The sequence below is a fragment of the Streptomyces canus genome, assembly GCF_030815415.1.
Lineage (GTDB): Bacteria > Actinomycetota > Actinomycetes > Streptomycetales > Streptomycetaceae > Streptomyces > Streptomyces canus_F.
The window spans coordinates 5656060-5673248 of sequence record NZ_JAUSWW010000001.1; the positions used below are offsets into that span (position 1 = coordinate 5656060).

General features: G+C 70.4%; 14 protein-coding genes and 2 pseudogenes. 9 read left to right on the plus strand and 7 right to left on the minus strand.

Annotated elements, in window-relative coordinates:
• The first annotated feature begins 9 nt into the window (after positions 1 to 9).
• On the plus strand, positions 10 to 930 hold the full coding sequence (locus QF037_RS26315; protein ID WP_307029226.1) for a nuclear transport factor 2 family protein: 921 nt from the start codon (positions 10 to 12) through the stop codon (positions 928 to 930).
• On the opposite strand, the gene QF037_RS26320 is transcribed toward QF037_RS26315, so the two are convergent.
• Both QF037_RS26320 and QF037_RS26325 read right to left on the minus strand, forming a co-directional pair.
• Entirely contained in the window at positions 927 to 1103 is a 177-nt protein-coding gene (locus QF037_RS26320; protein WP_307029228.1) for a DUF397 domain-containing protein, read from the minus strand. The two genes, QF037_RS26315 and QF037_RS26320, sit on opposite strands and share 4 nt — an antisense overlap.
• A complete protein-coding gene (locus QF037_RS26325) occupies positions 1100 to 1912 on the minus strand; it encodes a helix-turn-helix domain-containing protein (RefSeq protein ID WP_307029230.1) in 813 nt (270 codons plus the stop codon). Before QF037_RS26325 ends, QF037_RS26320 begins: the two co-directional genes overlap by 4 nt.
• Positions 1913 to 1995: 83 nt before the next feature.
• Here QF037_RS26325 and QF037_RS26330 point away from each other — a divergent pair, with 83 nt between their 5' ends.
• Positions 1996 to 2424 carry a hypothetical protein gene (locus QF037_RS26330; protein ID WP_307029232.1) on the plus strand — a complete coding sequence of 143 codons (429 nt, stop codon included), beginning with the start codon at positions 1996 to 1998 and terminating at the stop codon, positions 2422 to 2424.
• On the opposite strand, the pseudogene QF037_RS26335 reads toward QF037_RS26330, so the two are convergent.
• A pseudogene (locus QF037_RS26335) lies at positions 2396 to 2981 on the minus strand (Uma2 family endonuclease). The gene QF037_RS26330 and the pseudogene QF037_RS26335 overlap by 29 nt on opposite strands.
• Before the next feature lie 88 nt (positions 2982 to 3069).
• Complete coding sequence (locus tag QF037_RS26340) at positions 3070 to 3753, minus strand: SGNH/GDSL hydrolase family protein (protein WP_307029234.1); 684 nt, start codon at positions 3751 to 3753, stop codon at positions 3070 to 3072.
• 85 nt (positions 3754 to 3838) lie between these two features.
• Between QF037_RS26340 and QF037_RS26345 the strand changes: the two genes are divergently transcribed.
• Positions 3839 to 4810, plus strand: coding sequence for a WD40 repeat domain-containing protein (locus tag QF037_RS26345; RefSeq protein WP_307029236.1), 972 nt, complete (start codon positions 3839 to 3841; stop codon positions 4808 to 4810).
• Positions 4811 to 4825: 15 nt separating this feature from the next.
• Here QF037_RS26345 and QF037_RS26350 read toward each other — a convergent pair whose 3' ends face one another.
• Positions 4826 to 5587: a TetR/AcrR family transcriptional regulator gene (locus QF037_RS26350; protein WP_307029237.1), complete on the minus strand. Its 762-nt coding sequence runs from the start codon at positions 5585 to 5587 to the stop codon at positions 4826 to 4828.
• Positions 5588 to 5678: 91 nt separating this feature from the next.
• Between QF037_RS26350 and QF037_RS26355 the strand changes: the two genes are divergently transcribed.
• The 3 genes from QF037_RS26355 to QF037_RS26365 all read left to right on the plus strand — a co-directional run bounded on the left by QF037_RS26355 (position 5679) and on the right by QF037_RS26365 (position 9095).
• The gene (locus tag QF037_RS26355; protein ID WP_307029239.1) at positions 5679 to 6644 is read left to right on the plus strand and encodes an ATP-binding cassette domain-containing protein; all 966 of its coding nucleotides are present in this window, start codon (positions 5679 to 5681) and stop codon (positions 6642 to 6644) included.
• Entirely contained in the window at positions 6641 to 7462 is an 822-nt protein-coding gene (locus QF037_RS26360) for an ABC transporter permease (protein WP_307029241.1), read from the plus strand. The genes QF037_RS26355 and QF037_RS26360 overlap by 4 nt, the downstream gene beginning before the upstream one ends.
• 112 nt (positions 7463 to 7574) lie before the next feature.
• Positions 7575 to 9095 (plus strand): cellulase family glycosylhydrolase, encoded by a 1521-nt coding sequence (locus QF037_RS26365; protein WP_307029243.1) that lies wholly within the window; start codon positions 7575 to 7577, stop codon positions 9093 to 9095.
• A gap of 73 nt (positions 9096 to 9168) precedes the next feature.
• On the opposite strand, the gene serC is transcribed toward QF037_RS26365, so the two are convergent.
• Positions 9169 to 10287 carry a phosphoserine transaminase gene (serC, locus tag QF037_RS26370; protein WP_307029245.1) on the minus strand — a complete coding sequence of 373 codons (1119 nt, stop codon included), beginning with the start codon at positions 10285 to 10287 and terminating at the stop codon, positions 9169 to 9171.
• An 80-nt stretch (positions 10288 to 10367) separates the two neighbouring features.
• On the opposite strand from serC, the gene QF037_RS26375 reads away from it, so the two are divergent.
• The 3 genes from QF037_RS26375 to QF037_RS26385 all read left to right on the plus strand — a co-directional run bounded on the left by QF037_RS26375 (position 10368) and on the right by QF037_RS26385 (position 16790).
• Positions 10368 to 13199 (plus strand): FAD-binding and (Fe-S)-binding domain-containing protein, encoded by a 2832-nt coding sequence (locus tag QF037_RS26375; protein WP_307029247.1) that lies wholly within the window; start codon positions 10368 to 10370, stop codon positions 13197 to 13199.
• 118 nt (positions 13200 to 13317) lie between these two features.
• Positions 13318 to 14253, plus strand: coding sequence for an EamA family transporter (locus QF037_RS26380; protein WP_307029249.1), 936 nt, complete (start codon positions 13318 to 13320; stop codon positions 14251 to 14253).
• 95 nt (positions 14254 to 14348) lie between these two features.
• The gene (locus QF037_RS26385) at positions 14349 to 16790 is read left to right on the plus strand and encodes a hypothetical protein (protein WP_307029251.1); all 2442 of its coding nucleotides are present in this window, start codon (positions 14349 to 14351) and stop codon (positions 16788 to 16790) included.
• Between the two features lie 27 nt (positions 16791 to 16817).
• On the opposite strand, the pseudogene QF037_RS26390 reads toward QF037_RS26385, so the two are convergent.
• Positions 16818 to 17139 (minus strand): annotated as a pseudogene (locus QF037_RS26390) (IS200/IS605 family accessory protein TnpB-related protein); the annotation flags it as partial.
• Positions 17140 to 17189: the final 50 nt, after the last annotated feature.

The window sequence follows — 17189 nt, forward strand, 5'->3', positions numbered from 1 at the left end:
GAGAGTCCTGTGTCCCCCACCACGCCTGTCCGCAAGGCAGTCGTCGCTTTCATGGCCGCCACCGCGGTACTGGCCGCGGCAGCCGCACCGGCCGTCGCGGCACCGCGCCCGGCGTCCCTCAGCCACCTCGACCCGGCCCGCCTCGGCTATCAGAAGGCGGTCGCCGAACGCGTCCTCAAGGGCGTCTTCGAGCGCGGCGACACCAAGGTCGTGGACCGTTTCGTCCGCCCCGACTACATCCAGCACAACCCCTTCGCGCCGGACGGGGCGGAGACGCTGAAGGGGCTGGCGACGTCGGTGCACGCCCAGTTCCCGGACGCGGTGTACGGCATCAAGCGGGTGCTCTCGGAGGGCGACCTGGTCCTGGTGCACTCGAACGTCGTCCTGACGCCGGGCGACCGCGGTCAGGCCGTCTTCGACATCTTCCGCTTCCAGGGCGGGAAGATCGCCGAGCACTGGGACGTGGGACAGGCCGTGCCGGAGTCGTCGGTGAACGGCAACGACATGTTCTCCACGGTGAGTTGGCCCCGGACGACCGAGCCGGGTCCCGGGTTCCTTACCGGGTACAACAAGAAGCTGGTGACGGCCGCCTTCGACCAACTGCTCGTGAAGAAGGACCTGTCGGCGATCGACCGCTACTGGGGTCCCGAGTACCACCAGCACAACCCCGGTATCGCGGATGGTGTGGCGGGCGTGAAGTCAGGGCTGGGCGGGTACTTCAAGGCCTTCCCCGAGCTGAAGGTGGAGCCCAAGCGGGTCATCGCCGAGGGGGATCTGGTCGCCGTCCACAGTCACTACATTCCGGCGCCGGGGGAGCGGGGGCAGGCGGTGGTGGATCTGTTCCGGGTGCGGGGCGGGAAGATCGTGGAGCACTGGGATGTGTTGCAGGATGTACCGGCCAGCTCCGCCAATGAGAACGGGATGTTCTAGGGGAGTGAGTTGAGGAAGGTCGTCCAGGTGGTGGGGGTGATCTGGACGGTCGGGGTGGTGGGGGTCTTGGAGTCGCGGATGTGGATGGTGGTGGGGGTGAGGGCGACCTCCAGGCATTCGCCGCCCTGGCCACTGCTGTAGCTGCTCTTGAACCAGTCCAGGTCCGTACTCATAGCCTGCCTGCCACCTCGCTGATCAACTGCGCCGACTCCTCGGGGTTGAGGGCCTGCGCCCGCAGAATGCCATACCGTGCGAACATCTGGCCCAACTCGGGCTGCTGGCTGACGAAGTAGCCGTTGTGCGGACCCTCGACATACGCGATGCGATCGGGGCTCTCGGTCTCCAGCAGGATCATGGGTCCGTCGAGGCCGGAGTGGTCCTGGCGGTCGGTGGGCATCACCTGGATCTCGATGTTGCGGCGCAGGCCAATGTCGAGGATGCGGCCGAGCTGCTCCTTGAGAGCCTGATCGCCCCCGAGCGGGCGATTGAGGATGTGCTCTTCCAGTACGAAGCCGACGACCGGCGCGGGTTTGCGCTCCAGGACCCGCTGCCGGTCCAGGCGGGCGGCCAGCCGGGTTTCGATCTCGTCGTCCTCCAGCGACGGGCGGTGGACTTCGAAGGTCGCCCGTGCGTAGGCCTCGGTCTGGAGCAGTCCCGGGATCACATGGGTGGTGTACATGTAGATCGCGGTGGCCCTTGCCTCCATCTCCGCATAGTCCTCGAACCACGACGGGAACCGGCTGCGCTTCAGCGTCCGCGCCGCCGCAATCAGTGCACCTTGTGCACCGAGCTGCTCGTCCGCGACCTCTACGAAGTGTCCCTTGGGTGCCCGCTCTCCCCGTTCCACCATGGCCACCTGGGACTTGGAGTACCCGACGCACTTGCCGAGCGCCTCCTGTGTCATCCCGGCCCGCTCCCGATAGAACCGCAGCAACGAGCCGAACATCTCCAGGTTCCCCGAACCCCGTTCACCGGAGTGCACACGAGCCTCCCCAAGTACACAGCCCCGCACGGACCTTGCGCCGCCCTGGTCACAGTATGTGAGCGTGCGGAAGCCTTTGCGTCATGAACGAGAGAATCGCCGCCCCCTGGATCCCCACCTGGATCCCCGCCTCCGGCCACGCCCTGCGCCACGCCGGTATCCACTTCGACGCCGTACGCATGAAGGAACCGCTGGCCGAGCGCGTCGCCTCGGAGCTGATGCGCTCTACGGACTTCGAGGCCGGCCCGATCGTGGTCGAGGCGACGGGCGACCGGAACATGTACTTCCTGTTGCCCCCGCAAACCGCTGCCTCCTTCCAATGGCCGCCCGGCGTGCGCGCCCTGACGCGGAGTGACCGGGGACTGGCGTACGTGGGCGTACCCGCGCTGACCGGAGTGACGTGGCCGCTGGGGTGGCGGTCGGTGCCGTCGGCCGGAGTGCCGTTCGTGGAAGGGGAGTTGCTGTGGGAGGTGGGGTGCCGGCTCAGTCCCGGGGGAACTCGTCGGTCTTGAGAGCCAGGCCGAGGGAGGGTCGTGGTCATGTCGATGGCTGATCCGAAAGCGACCGACAGCTCGGTGAGGTACTCGCCATCCTTCGGTTGGGTGTAGAGGTGGCACTTGCCCTGGTAGGGGTCGGCGATGAGGAGGACGGGTACCTCGGCGACCGCGTAGGCGGTCTTCTTCGGCCCGTAGTCGTTCGCGGCGGTGCCTTTCGAGATGACCTCGGCGACGAACTCGATGTCCTCGAAGCGCCAGAGTCCCTTGGGGTTCTTCTCGGCGTTCTCGGCCACGAGTGTGACGTCGGAGGCGAAGCCGTTCAGGTGGCCCGGGTAGTCGACACGCACGTCCGACTTCACGCGCTTGCGCGGGTACTTGGTGCGCAGTTGCTCGACGATGTCCAGGATGATCTCCCAGTGGGTGTCCCGCTGCGGCGACATGAAGATGGCCCCCTCGACGATCTCGACCTTGTATCCCTCGGGGGTGGTCCGCTCAATCGACTCGAACAGCTCGTCCAGAGTCAGCTCGCCGTCTGCGTCGGCCATCTCGATCCTGTCTTCAAGGACGGTCATCGTGGCGCTCCTCCCCGGCTGCCCCACGGACCGGTGCAGCCGCGCGGTACAACGATACGCACGGTGATCGAGGTACGCCGCTATTCGGTCAGTTTGTTCCAGCCGCGTACGTTTGTCCCCATCCCCACGCTTGGTGCATCGCCTCAGCGAACGCCTCCGCGATCTTGTGCTCACCGCTCGCGTTCGGATGCGTCCCGTCGTACGTGTCCACGGTGAAGTCGTACGACACCGGCGGCGACGCCAGCAGCAGCGGCGAGCGGGGCTCGTCCAGGTCGGCCACCGCCTTGGCGAGGAGTTCGTTGAAGAGGGTGACCTGCGCGCCGAAGGGGGCGTCGTCCTGGGCCCGGACGTTGGGGATGACCGGGAGGACGACCATGCGGACGCGGGGCTCCGCAGACCGCGCCTGCTCGACGAAGGCTCGTACGTTCTCCGCCGTCTGTTCCGCGTTCGTGTAGAAGCCCAGGTCGATGAGGCCCAGCGACACCAGCAGGACGTCGGCCCGGCAGGAGCGGACCGCGTCACCGATCAGCGGAGCCATGTGCAGCCACCCCTCGCCCCAGCCGGCGAGGTGGGCGCGGGGGAAGTCCGGGTCGGCGTACTCGTACGAGGTGGGTGTGTCCGTCGCCTTGTCGTGGAGCGTCTCGCGCGGGCCGACGAGGGCGAAGGGGCGGTCGTAGGTGTCGCGCAGGTGCTGCCACATCCGGTAACGCCATGTGTGTTCGCCCGCGCTTCCGATCGTCATGGAGTCGCCGACGGGCATGAACCTGAGCATCCGCTCATGATGAACGATCAGCGGGAGCGGTGGGGTGTGAGGCCGGACACGCGAACGCCCTTCCGGGGATGGCAAGCTTGGCCCCATGCGTGCGCTACTCGGTGTTGTCGGAGCCACTGCCCTGCTCGTTCTCACGGGCGCGAGCCCCGCGGCCGCCGCCGACGGGGACAACGGGTTCACCATCGAGGATCCGCGCATCACCGAGTCCAGCGGGCTCGCCGCGTCCCGTCAGCACCCGGGCATCTACTGGACCCACAACGACCAGGACACCGGCACGTACCTCTACGCCGTCGACAGCTCCACCGGGAAGACCGTCGCGAGGATCACCCTGAAGGGTGTCGGCACCCAGCGGGACGTCGAGGCCGTCGCCATCGGGCCCGACAACCAGATCTACGTCGGGGACATCGGCGACAACGACGGGGTGACCTGGCCCTACGTCTGGATCTACCAGCTGCCCGAGCCCAAGGAGCTCAAGGACCAGACGATCCGCGCCAAGCAGTACGTCGTGAAGTACTCCGACGGCTCCCGTGACGCGGAGTCGATGATCGTCCATCCGAAGACCGGGCGCGTCTACCTCATCGACAAGCAGGAGGACGGCGGGCATCTGTACGAGGGGCCCGCCAAGCTCTCCACCTCCGGCGCCAATGTCTTCAGGCCCGCCGCCGCCGTCGACCTCTGGGCCACCGACGCCGCCTTCTCGCCGAACGGCCGACAGCTCGCCGTACGCGGTTACTTCGGCGGCATCTGGTACGACTGGAACGGCGGCGACCTCAAGCGCGGCGGCCGGATCAGCGTGCCCATCGGGCAGGGGGAGTCCGTGAGTTACTCGCCGGACGGCACCAAGCTGATGCTCGGCAGCGAGGGCGCCGGCAGCGAGGTGGTGGCCGAGGACGCGCCCGGGGGCGACGGATCGTCCGACTCGCCGTCCGGCAGCGGGAGTTCGGGTCAGGCCGACGGCGACGGCGGCTCCGACAGCAAGAACGTCAAGGTCGGCGCCTTCGCCGTGGCCGTCGCCGCGGCCGTCGTGTTCGGGTTCCGGGTGCTGCGCCGCAGGTGAGCCGTCGGACCCGGATCACCGTTCCGTCCGGCGCCGCGACACGATGACTTGCAGGCCGTCCAGGATGCGTTGCAGGCCGAACTCGAAGTGGTCGAAGTCGGTGCCGAACGCGTCGTCCGAGAGGGCGGCGAGCACCGGGTAGCGGCCCGTCGCCATGACCTTCTCCAGCATCGGCACCTGTGCCTGCCAGAACTCCGCGTCCGTCAGGCCCGTTCGGCGCTCCACCTCCTGCTGGTACAGCTGGGTGCGGGCGGCGCCGACGACGTAACCGTCGATCATGATGATCGCCGAGACCAGCTCGGGGTCGGTCAGACCCATCGGCTTGATGAGGGTGAGGACCTTCTCCATGCCGTCCAGGGCGCTCGGGCCGAGGATCGGGCGGGACTGGTTGACCTGGAGCAGCCAGGGGTGCCGGCGGTAGAGGGCGAGGGTCGCGCGGCCCAGGGCCTCCAGGGCCGAGCGCCAGTCGCCGTCGCCCAGGTCCGCCGGGTTCTCGGACGGCCTCTGCACCCGGTCCAGCATCAGGTCGAGCAGCTCGGCCTTGCCGGGGACGTACCGGTACAGGGACATCGCGCCGGTGCCGAGCTCGCCGGCGACACGGCGCATCGACACCGCGTCCAGACCGTCGGCGTCCGCCACCTGGACGGCCGCTTCCACGATCCGGTCCAGGGTCAGGGCCGGTTTGGGCCCGCGGCTGGGGCGCCGGCCCGTGTCCCACAGCAGCTCGAGGGTGCGGACGATGTCCCCGCTGCCGCTGGTCTCCGAACTGCTCGTCATGGGTGCAGCTTAGTTCCCCGGAAATTAATTGGGTACGTCGTACGCGCAATCGAGTACGGTGTACTCAGTTACGGAGACCAAGGGGGAACCCATGACTGACGGATACGCGGTGCGCGCCGAGGCGCTGGAGAAGCGGTACGGCGAGAAGCGCGCCCTCGACGGCTTCGACCTGGCCGTCCGCGAAGGCACCGTGCACGGACTGCTCGGGCCGAACGGCGCCGGGAAGACCACGGCCGTCCGCATCCTGGCCACGCTGCTGCGGCTGGACGGCGGACAGGCGACCGTGGCCGGCCTGGACGTGGCCGGGCACGCGCGCGAGGTGCGCGCCCGCATCGGGCTGACCGGGCAGTACGCGGCCGTGGACGAGGTGCTCACCGGCCGGCAGAACCTGGAGATGTTCGGCCGGCTCTTCCACCTCGGCGGCCGGCGGGCCAAGGCGCGCGTCACCGACCTGCTGGAGCAGTTCGACCTCACCGACGCGGCGGACAAGGGCGTCGGCAAGTACAGCGGCGGCATGCGGCGCCGCCTCGACCTCGCCGCCTCGATGATCCTCGCCCCGGCTGTCCTCTTCCTGGACGAGCCGACCACCGGACTCGACCCCCGCAGCCGGGGCGAAGTCTGGGACTCCGTGCGGGCGTTGGTGGCGAGCGGCACCACCGTGCTGCTGACCACGCAGTACCTGGAGGAGGCCGACAAGCTGGCCTCCCGCATCACCGTCATCGACCAGGGGCGCTCCATCGCCGACGACACCCCGGACGGGCTGAAGAGCAGGGTCGGCGGCGACCGCATCGAGGTGGTGGTCGCCGAACGGGCCGACATCCCGCGGGTGGTGAAGGTCGTCGCACGCGTCTCGGACGGCGAACCCGAGGCGGAGGAGGGCGAGTTGCGCGTCCACGCCCCGGTCGTCGACCGCGTCTCGGCGCTCACCGAGGTGGCCCGCACCCTCCAGGACGAGGGCGTCCGCGTCGAGGACATCGGGCTGCGCAGGCCCAGCCTCGACGACGTGTTCCTGCGCCTGACCGGACACCGCACGGAGCAGGAGGAGACAGCCGCATGAGCACCGTCGACCTGACCGGCCAGTCCACCCACGGCCGCACCTACTGGATCCTCGCCGACGTCTGGAACATCGTCCGCCGAGGCCTCACCCACTACCAGCGCCAGCCCATCAACATCGCCTGGCAGCTGGGCTTCCCGATCCTCTCCGTCCTCCTCTACGGCTATGTCTTCGGCAGCGCCATGCAGGTGCCCGGCGGCGGGGACTACAAGGACTTCCTGATGCCCGGGATGTTCGTGATGACGATGGCGTTCGGCTTCATCAACACCGCGACGCTCGTGGTGTACGACGCCACGAAGGGCGTGATCGACCGGTTCCGTTCCATGCCGATGGCGTCCTCGGCGGTCGTGGCCGGGCGCGGGGTCACCGATCTGCTGGTCGCCTGCGCCGAGTTGGCCATCATGATGCTGACCGCGATCGCCATGGGCTGGCGGCCGGACGGGGGCCTGGGCTTCCTCGCCGCGTTCGGGCTGCTGCTGTGGCTGCGGTTCGCGCTGATCTGGATCGGTGTGTGGCTGGGGCTGATCGTGCCCAACCCGGAGGCGGCGGGCGGCCTGTTCGCGGTGGCCTTCCCCCTCACGATGATCTCCAGCATCTTCGTCGCACCCCAGCTGATGCCCGACTGGCTCGGCGCCGTGGCCTCCTGGAACCCGATCTCCTCCACGGCCGCCGCCACCCGCGACCTGTTCGGCACCCCGGTCGGCGGCGGGGACTCCTGGGTCGAGCAGCACGCGCTGCTCATGGCGTACGTGTGGCCGGTGATCCTGACGGCGATCTTCCTGCCCTTGGCGATACGCAGGTTTCAGAAGCTCAGCCGGTAGTGTCCAGCGTCTTGACGTGTCCATGTGACCTGACTTCCATGGGAGGTGCGGGTGTGGGAGCGCTCCCACCCAGTTCCGGGCCCGCGCCCCCTCCCCGAGAGGAAGCAGCTACATGTTCCGCAGCTTGCGAAGAGCGCTGTGCGCGGTGGCGGCGGCCCTGCTCCTACCGCTGGGCGCGCTGACGGCCCAGAGTGCCCAGGCCGCCGAGGCCGCGGCCGGCGCCGGCTACTGGCACACCAGCGGCCGCCAGATCCTGGACGAGGCCGGGCAGCCGGTCCGTATCGCCGGCATCAACTGGTTCGGCTTCGAGACCGGCAACTACGTCCTCCACGGCCTCTGGTCACGCGACTACAAGAGCATGATCGACCAGATGAAAACGCTGGGCTACAACACGATCCGCATCCCGTTCAGCGACGACATCTTCAAGTCGGGGACCGTCCCCAACAGCATCGACTTCTCCAGCGGCAAGAACGCCGACCTGCAAGGACTCAACTCCCTCCAGATCCTGGACAAGATCGTCTCGTACGCCGGTCAGGACGGCCTCAAGGTCATCCTCGACCGGCACCGCCCGGACTCCGGCGGCCAGTCGGCGCTCTGGTACACCTCGGCGGTCCCGGAGTCGACCTGGATCGCCAACCTCAAGAACCTGGCGACCCGTTACCTCGGCCAGGACACCGTCGTGGGCATCGACCTCCACAACGAGCCCCACGACCCGGCCTGCTGGGGCTGCGGCGACACGACGAGGGACTGGCGTCTGGCCGCCCAGCGGGCCGGCAACGCGGTCCTGGCCGTCAACCCCGAGCTGCTGATCTTCGTCGAGGGTGTCCAGACGTACAACGGTGTCTCCGGCTGGTGGGGCGGCAACCTGATGGGAGTGGCCGACCACCCGGTCCAGCTGAACGTGGCGAACCGGGTCGTCTACTCGGCGCACGACTACGCCACGTCCGTGGCCCAGCAGAGCTGGTTCAGCGATCCCACCTTCCCCGCCAACATGCCCGGCATCTGGGACAAGTACTGGGGCTACATCTTCAAGCAGAACATCGCGCCCGTGTGGGTGGGCGAGTTCGGCACGACCCTCCAGTCGACCGTGGACCAGCGGTGGCTGGCCGCGCTGGTGGACTATCTGCGGCCGACGTCGACGTACGGCTCGGACTCCTTCCACTGGACCTTCTGGTCCTGGAACCCCAACTCCGGTGACACGGGCGGGATCCTCAAGGACGACTGGCAGACCGTGGACACCGTGAAGGACGGCTACCTGGCGAGCGTCAAGGCGCCGGGCTTCCCGGCGGGCGGCGGCGACCCCGGTGATCCGGGCGACCCCGGCGGCGGCACGGCGGCCTGCACCGCCGCCTACACCGTCAGCAGCGACTGGGGCGGCGGCTTCAACGCCGAGGTGAAGGTGACCAACACCGGTACGACCGCGATCAGTTCGTGGAAGGTGACCTGGACCTGGAGCGGCTCACAGCGGGTGACGAGCATGTGGAACGCGTCGTACACGCAGAGCGGGTCGACCGTGACCGCGTCCAACGCCTCGCACAACGGCTCGGTCGCCGCGGGCGGTTCGGCGAGCTTCGGGTTCGGCGGCGCGCCCGGGGGCGGGGGTGTGCCGAGTGTGAGCTGTACGGCGGCCTAGGGGAGCGCCGTACGCGAGAAGGGCGTCCGGGTGTTCGCCCGGGCGCCCTTCATCGTCGTACGAACTTGGGCGACTACAGCTTCTCGATCACGTAGTCGACGCACTTCGTCAGCGCCTCGACGTCCGCCGGGTCGATCGCCGGGAACATGGCGACGCGGAGCTGGTTGCGGCCGAGCTTGCGGTAGGGCTCGGTGTCGACGATGCCGTTGGCGCGCAGGACCTTGGCGACCGCGGCGGCGTCGATCTCGTCGGAGAAGTCGATCGTGCCGATGACCTGCGAGCGCTTGGCGGCGTCGGCGACGAACGGGCTCGCGTACTTGCTCTCCTCGGCCCAGCCGTAGAGGCGGGTCGAGGAGTCCTTCGTACGGGCCGTGGACCAGGCCAGACCGCCCTGGCCGTTGAACCACTCCAGCTGCTGGTTGAGCAGGAAGAGGGTGGCGAGGGCCGGGGTGTTGTACGTCTGGTTCTTGCGGGAGTTGTCGATCGCCGTGGGGAGCGAGAAGAACTCCGGCACGTGGCGGCCGGACGCGTGGACGCGCTCGGCGCGCTCGATCGCGGCCGGGGAGAAGACGGCGATCCACAGGCCGCCGTCGGAGGCGAAGGACTTCTGCGGGGCGAAGTAGTAGACGTCCGTCTCGGCGATGTCGACGGGCAGACCGCCGGCGCCGCTCGTCGCGTCCACGAGGACGAGGGCGTCCTCGTCGGCACCGGCCACGCGCTTGATCGGGGCGGCGACACCGGTGGAGGTCTCGTTGTGGGTGAGGGCGTAGGTGTCGACGCCGAACACCGCCTCGGGCTCCGGGTGGGTGCCCGGCTCGGAGGAGATGACGACGGTCTCGGCGAGCCAGGGCGCGAGCTTGGCGGCCTTCGCGAACTTCGAGGAGAACTCGCCGAAGGTGAGGTGCTGCGACCGGTGCTCGATCAGGCCGTGGGTCGCCACGTCCCAGAACGCGGTCGAGCCGCCGTTGCCGAGGACGACCTCGTACCCCTCGGGCAGGGAGAACAGTGCACTGATGCCCTCACGGACCTGGCCGACTAGGTTCTTGACCGGGGCCTGGCGGTGTGAGGTGCCCAGCAGGGACGTACCGGTTGCGGCCAGCGCGTCCAGCGCTTCCGTCCGCACCTTGGAGGGGCCCGCGCCGAATCGACCGTCGGCGGGCTTGATGTCAGCGGGAATCTGGATCTCAGCCACGGAGTGAGGTTAGCCGGTACGGGAAACCTGGTCGAAACGCAGTCCGTCGGCTGAGACGCGGCGTTTGATTTGCTGGACACATGACGGATCTAGAGGCCGCTCTGCGTAAAGCCGTCCAGGGCGACGTCCGCTTCGACGTCACCTCCCGCGCGCTGACCACCATGGACGCGTCCAACTACCGGCGGGTCCCGCTCGGTGTCGTGGCCCCACGCGACGCCGACGACGTCGCCGCCGTCCTCGCCGTGTGCCGGGAGCACGCGGTACCGGTCGTCGCGCGGGGCGGCGGCACCTCCATCGCCGGCCAGGCGACCGGCACCGGGGTGGTGCTGGACTTCACCCGGCACATGAACCGGCTGCTGGCCCTCGACCCTGTGTCGCGCACCGCCGTCGTACAGCCCGGTCTCGTCCTCGACCGGCTCCAGGAGGCCGCCGCCCCGCACGGGCTGCGCTTCGGCCCCGACCCCTCCACCCACAGCCGCTGCACGCTCGGCGGGATGATCGGGAACAACTCGTGCGGCTCGCACTCGGTGGCGTGGGGAACGACCGCGGACAGTGTGCGGGAGCTGGACGTGGTCACCGCGCGCGGGCGGCGGTCGCGGCTGGGGCCGGGGTGGGCGGGCGCGCCGGAGGGGCTGCGGGAGCTGGTGGAGGGGGACCTGGCGCGGCTGCGGACCGGTTTCCCCGAGCTGCCCCGCCGGATCTCCGGGTATGCGCTGGACGCGCTGCTGCCGGAGCGGGGTGCGGATGTCGCCCGGTCCTTCTGCGGGAGCGAGGGCACGCTGGGGATCCTCACCGAAGCCGTCGTACGACTCGTCGCGTCACCACGCGCGCGTGCCCTCGCGGTGCTGGGATACCCGGACGAGGGCGCGGCCGCCGAGGCCGCGGCCGGACTGCTGCCGTACGGCCCCCTGACGGTGGAGGGCATGGCGGCCGACCTGGTGCCCGCGGCGGTGGCGCTGCCCCGTGGCGGGGCGTGGCTGTTCGTGGAGACGGGCGGCGACACCGAGGCCGAGGCACGCGCGCGTGCGGAGACGATCGTGCGGGCCGCCGATGTCATGGACGCGGTGGTCGTGACGGATCCGGCCGGCCAGCGCGCCCTGTGGCGCATCCGCGAGGACGCCAGCGGTACGGCGACCCGGATGCCGGACGGCTCCGAGGCCTGGCCCGGCTGGGAGGACTGCGCGGTGCCGCCCGCCCGGCTGGGCGCGTATCTGCGGGACTTCAGGGGGCTGCTGGGCGAGCACGGGCTGCGCGGGACGCCGTACGGCCATTTCGGGGACGGCTGCATCCACGTCCGTATCGACTTCGATCTGCTGACGGACGCGGGGGTCAGCCGCTTCCGGCGTTTCTCGCAGGAGCTCGCCGACCTGGTCGCGGCGCACGGCGGCTCGCTGTCCGGTGAGCACGGGGACGGGCAGGCGCGGGCGGAGCTGCTGCCCCGGATGTACGGCCCGGAGCTGGTGGGGCTCTTCGAGCGGGCGAAGGGCGTGTGGGACCCGGACGACCTGCTGAACCCCGGGATGCTGGTGCGCCCGGCGCCGCTGGACTCGAACCTCCGCTTCTCCGTCCTGCCCCGCGAGCCGGTCGACGTGGCCTTCGGCTACCCCGCCGACGGCGGTGACTTCTCCGCGGCGGTCCGCAGGTGCGTGGGCGTGGCGAAGTGCCGTACGACGTCCGCGCCCGGGTCCTCCGTCATGTGCCCGTCCTTCCGCGCGACCGGCGAGGAGGAGCACTCCACGCGCGGGCGGGCCCGGCTGCTGCACGAGATGCTCGCGGGTGAACTGGTCACCGACGGCTGGCGCTCCGAGGAGGTGCGGGACGCGCTGGATCTGTGCCTGTCCTGCAAGGGCTGCCGGTCGGACTGTCCGGTCGGGGTCGACATGGCCACGTACAAGGCGGAGTTCCTGCACCACCACTATGAGGGGCGGCGCCGCCCGGCCGCGCACTACGCGATGGGGTGGCTGCCGGTGTGGCTGCGGGCGGTGGCCCGTACGCGTGCGGCGCGGCTGGCCAATGCGCTGGCCGCGGTGCGCCCGCTGGCGGCCGTCGCGAAGAGGCTCGGCGGGCTCGCTCCCGAGCGGGACATTCCGCGGCTGGCGACCAGGACGTTCAGCCGGTCGTTCAGGCCGCGGGGCGAGGGGCCGCGCGGAAGGGTCGTGCTGTGGCCGGACACCTTCACCGAGCATCTGTCGCCCGAGGTGGGGCGGGCGGCGGTACGGGTCCTGGAGGCGGCGGGGATCGGGACCGTGCTGCCGCCGACCCTGCGCACGGCGTCCGGGGGCTTCCGTCCGCTCGCGGCGCGCCGCGGCCGGGTCTGCTGCGGTCTGACGTACGTCTCCACGGGCCAGCTCGACCGCGCCCGTACGGTCCTGCGCCGCACCCTCGACCTGATGGCACCGGTACTGGAGACGGACCTCCTGGTGGTGGTCCTGGAACCGAGCTGCGCGGCGGCGCTCCGCACGGACCTGCCGGAGCTGCTCCACGACGACGAGCGGGCCGCGCGTCTCGCCTCGCGGGTGGTGACCTTCGCGGAGGCGCTGGAGCGCCTGGCGCCGGACTGGCGGCCGCCTCGCGTGGACCGTCCGGCGGTCGGCCAGACCCACTGCCATCAGCACGCGGTCCTCGGAGACGCGGCCGAGCGGCGGCTGCGGGAAGCCGCGGGCCTGACCGGTGAGCTGGCGGGCGGCTGCTGCGGACTCGCGGGCAACTTCGGCTTCGAGAAGGGCCACTTCGAGGTGTCGCGGGCCTGCGCGGAGGAACAGCTCCTGCCGGCGGTGCGGGCGGCGGCCCACGGGGCGGTGGTCCTGGCGGACGGCTTCTCCTGCCGGACGCAGCTGGGGCAGCTGGCGGGGGTGCGGGGGCGGCATCTGGCGGAGGTGCTGGCGGAGGGGCTGGAGGGTCCTGGGGCGTGAGCCGAGTCATCCGGAAACAGTGGCAAAAAAGGTTCACGCGCCTGACGTAGTCCATTACTGTGGACTTGTAAGTCCATCAAGATGAACGAAATCCGCGCCAAGTCCTCTGGAAGGCCCCGTGAGCACGCCGACCCCGGTTTCCGAGACCCCCGTCGCCCAGACCGCTCCGGCAGGAGTCCCGCACCGCCGGGATTCCCTCGGTTCCATCGGTCTGGTGCTCTCCGCGGGCATCTCGGTGCAGTTCGGCGGCGCCCTCGCGGCGAGCCTGATGCCGCGGGCCGGGGCGTCCGGTGTGGTGACCCTGCGGCTGGTGGCGGCCGCGCTGGTCCTGCTCGTCGTCTGCCGGCCGAGGCTGCGCGGGTACACGCGTGCGGACTGGGGCACGGTCGTCGTCTTCGGCATCACGATGGCCGGGATGAACGGGCTCTTCTACCAGTCCATCGACCGCATCCCGCTGGGCCCGGCGGTCGCCCTGGAGGTGCTCGGCCCCCTGGCGCTCTCCGTCATCGCCTCCCGCCGGGCGGTCAACCTCGTCTGGGCCGCTCTCGCCCTCGGCGGCGTCTTCCTCCTCAGCGGCGGAGGCTTCGGCGGCCTCGACCCCGTCGGTGTCCTGTTCGCCCTGGGCGCCGGCGCCATGTGGGCGGCGTACATCGTCTTCAGCGCCCGTACGGGCCGCCGCTTCCCGCAGGCCGACGGGCTCGCCCTCGCCATGGTCGTCGCGGCGCTGGTGTTCCTCCCGCTGGGCGTCGCCGAATCCGGCGCGAAGCTCCTCGACCCCACGACGATCGCCCTCGGCTCGGCCGTGGCGATCCTCTCCTCGGTCCTGCCCTACACCCTCGAACTCGTCGCCCTGCGCCGCCTCCCCGCCTCCACCTTCGCGATCATGATGAGCCTCGAACCGGCCATCGCCGCGAGCGCCGGCTTCCTCATCCTGAACCAGGCTCTCTCCATGACCGAGGCCGCCGCGATCGCCCTGGTCATCGCGGCGAGCATGGGGGCGGTGCGGACCCAGGTGGGGCGGGGGAAGGCCAAGGTTCAGGAGGACGGTTCCTGAGGCCCGCGGGAAGCCCGGGCCGCCTTCCGGACAGCCGACTTCTCGTACATTCTGCGCATTGTCAGCAGCCGTCGGCAGCCTCACCCTGAGCTCTCATGGACAACGGAACACCGGGTGCGCCCGTCGGCGAACCACCCCCGCCGGAGCCGATCGAACTGATCGAACTGGTCATACCCGGCACCGGCGTCGTGGACCGCGAGGAGGTGCTCCGGCCGCCCGGTGTACGCCAGGTGAGCGGGGACGACAGCGCGGGGTGGTACCGGCCCGCCGAGGAGGACACGGACGGGCCGCGCCCCCTGCGGGAGGTGTACGACTGGCCCCGGCTGCTGATCGGCGGGGCCGGCCGGGCGGCCTGGCTCTTCCTGCTGCCCTTTCTCGTGATCAACCTGGTGACGTGGATGCAGCCACGCTTACCGGAACGCTCATGGCACGGCTCCCTGTACAGCTTCGGAGCGCGGCTGCTCGGACTCTCCCTGACGGTGATGCTGGTCGGCGTCTTCGGACAGGCGGCCATGGACCAGGTCGTCTGGCAGTGCGGAGCCGAGACCGCCGACTGCGTCTCGGGCAACTTCGCGGTGACCGCGGCCCGTGAGCCGGACACCGGGACGTGCCTGGCCCTCGCGGCCCTCGCGCCTCTGATCGTCGGCACCCTGATGGCGTTCAGCGCCCGGGACGCCAAACGCGAGTACCGCCCGGTGCTCAGGACCGCCGCGCGCGAGAACTACGAACGGGCCGAGGAGGAGGACCGGCACCGGCGCAACGGACACCGCACCCGTCGGCCCCTGGAGGTCCGCGGCTTCTGGGAGCACAACACGCGGGCGAAGGGCCTGACCACACGGCACCTGTGCGCGGGACTGCTCACGGTGGCCATGCTGCTCATCGTCCCGCCGCTCCAGTACGACCTGCGCGAGGGCGACGCCACCCTGGCCCTGACCCTGTTCGTGCTGATCCTGGTGATCGCCGTCCTCGTGGTGATCGACGGCCCGTACTTCCGCGCCAGCTACGTCCAGCGCGAGGGAACCATGGGCACTCCGCGGCACAGGCTCCGATGGCCCCTGCGGTACGCGAAAGGGGCTGTCGGCGGCTGCTTGGCGGTGACGGTCGGTGCCATGGTGTGCTGCGCGGTGCCGTCCCGGGACTGGGACGCCGCCCGCGAGCGCTCCACGATGCTGCCCGGCATGGGCGCGGAGGCGAACTACGTGGTCATCGCCCAGGGCGTCGGACTCGTGCTCATGGTCATCGCCTGTCTCGCGATGGTCCGCGGCGAGACCGGTTCGGCGTCGAGGACGACCCTGTACGGGCTGCTGGGACCCGTGGTGGGCGTGCTGGCCTGCTTCGTGGGCTGGCTGTACACCGCGGCGTTCTCCCTGTGGCTCCAGGGCTGGCTCACCCCCGACGGCGACCCGTACGCGGCCCTCATCCCGCGGGCCGTCCAGGTGGTCGCGGCGGCCTTCCCGCTGGTCGTGCTGCTCGGCGTGGCGGTGGGCGCGATCGCCGCCGCGTGCACGGCCCTGCGCCGGCCTTGGCTGCGGAACGTCTCGCCCCCCGCCCCCGATCCCGACGCGGACCCCGACGACATCCTCGACAACCAACGCCAGTGGAAAAGGCTGCGGTTCGCGGAGTACGCCGGAATCCGCGCCCTGATCTGGTACGACCGCGGCCTGGCCACCCTCGCGGTCCTGGTCGTCCTCCTGACCTGCGCCATGTACGGGGCCTACTGGGTCGGCGACGGCTCCTGGCTGGCCGGCGTACGGGACGTCATGGTCGATGTACTCCAGCAGCTGACGACGCTCGGGGCCGTCATCCTGGTGGGTCTCGTCGCGGTGGCCGTGTTCGCCGTACGCGCCATCGTGCTGCGGCCCGAGATGCGCCGGAACGCGGGGCTGGCCTGGGCGTTCGGCGCGTTCTGGCCGCGTGCGGCGCACCCGTTCACCCCGGCGGCCTGGGCGGTGCGCACCGTCCCCGAACTCGTGCACCGGATCGAGTACCTGCTGGACGAGAACGACCGCCGCCGCCTGCTGATCCAGGCACACTCCATGGGATCCGTGATCGCCGTGGCGGCCCTGTGGCAGGTACGGCCCGGACTGCGCCGGCGCATCGCCCTGCTGACCACGGGCAGCCCGGTCGGGGTGGTGTTCCGGCGCCACTACCCCGGCTACGCGCCCGCCGACTCGATCCACGCCCTGCGGAACCTGCACGCCTGGATCAACATCCACCGCACCACCGACGTACTGGCGGGACCCGTCGTCGAGGGCGCCGCGGAGAACGGCGCATTCGAGGACGTGGAATGGAAGGACGGGGTGGACCCAACAGCCGAACCCGCCACAACGGAACCAGGACGCACCGCGGGCCAGCCCGTCTTCTGGCCCCTGGAACGCCACCTCGGCTACCGACGCGCACCGCGGCTCCACCCGATCCGCAGGAACCTTCTCGACAGTCTGGCGGGGACGCGGCCGCCGTCGGCTCCGATCGTCCCGCCTTCACGCGCGCCGGACGGCGAGAACGGTGCGGCTGTGCTGCCCCGCGTCAGCGGATGACCTCCGACCGTGTCAGCCGCTCCACCCCAGGGACTGGACGTGCGCCGACTGCCCGCGCCTGGCGAGTGCCCACTGATCGTGCGTGGCCTTCGTGATGCTGCCCGCCCACCTGGACGACGCCTCGGCCGTCAGCTCCCGCTTCCGGGCCGCCCACGTCTCGCTGGAGTGCTCCAGGCCGTCAGCGCAACGCGCTTTGAGGTCCTTCGAGGCCAGCGAGCCCAGGTGCGCACCCACCAGGCGCAGAACCTTCTCATCCTCGGGCGTGAGGTGCTTGAGCCGGGTACGGATCGCCACACCAGAAGGGCCGAGAGCGACGAACGGCACCGACCACCTCGCGCAGCCCGCCCATTCCCCTCACCCCCCGCCCGATGCCGTAGCTCCCTCACCACGCCCAACGAA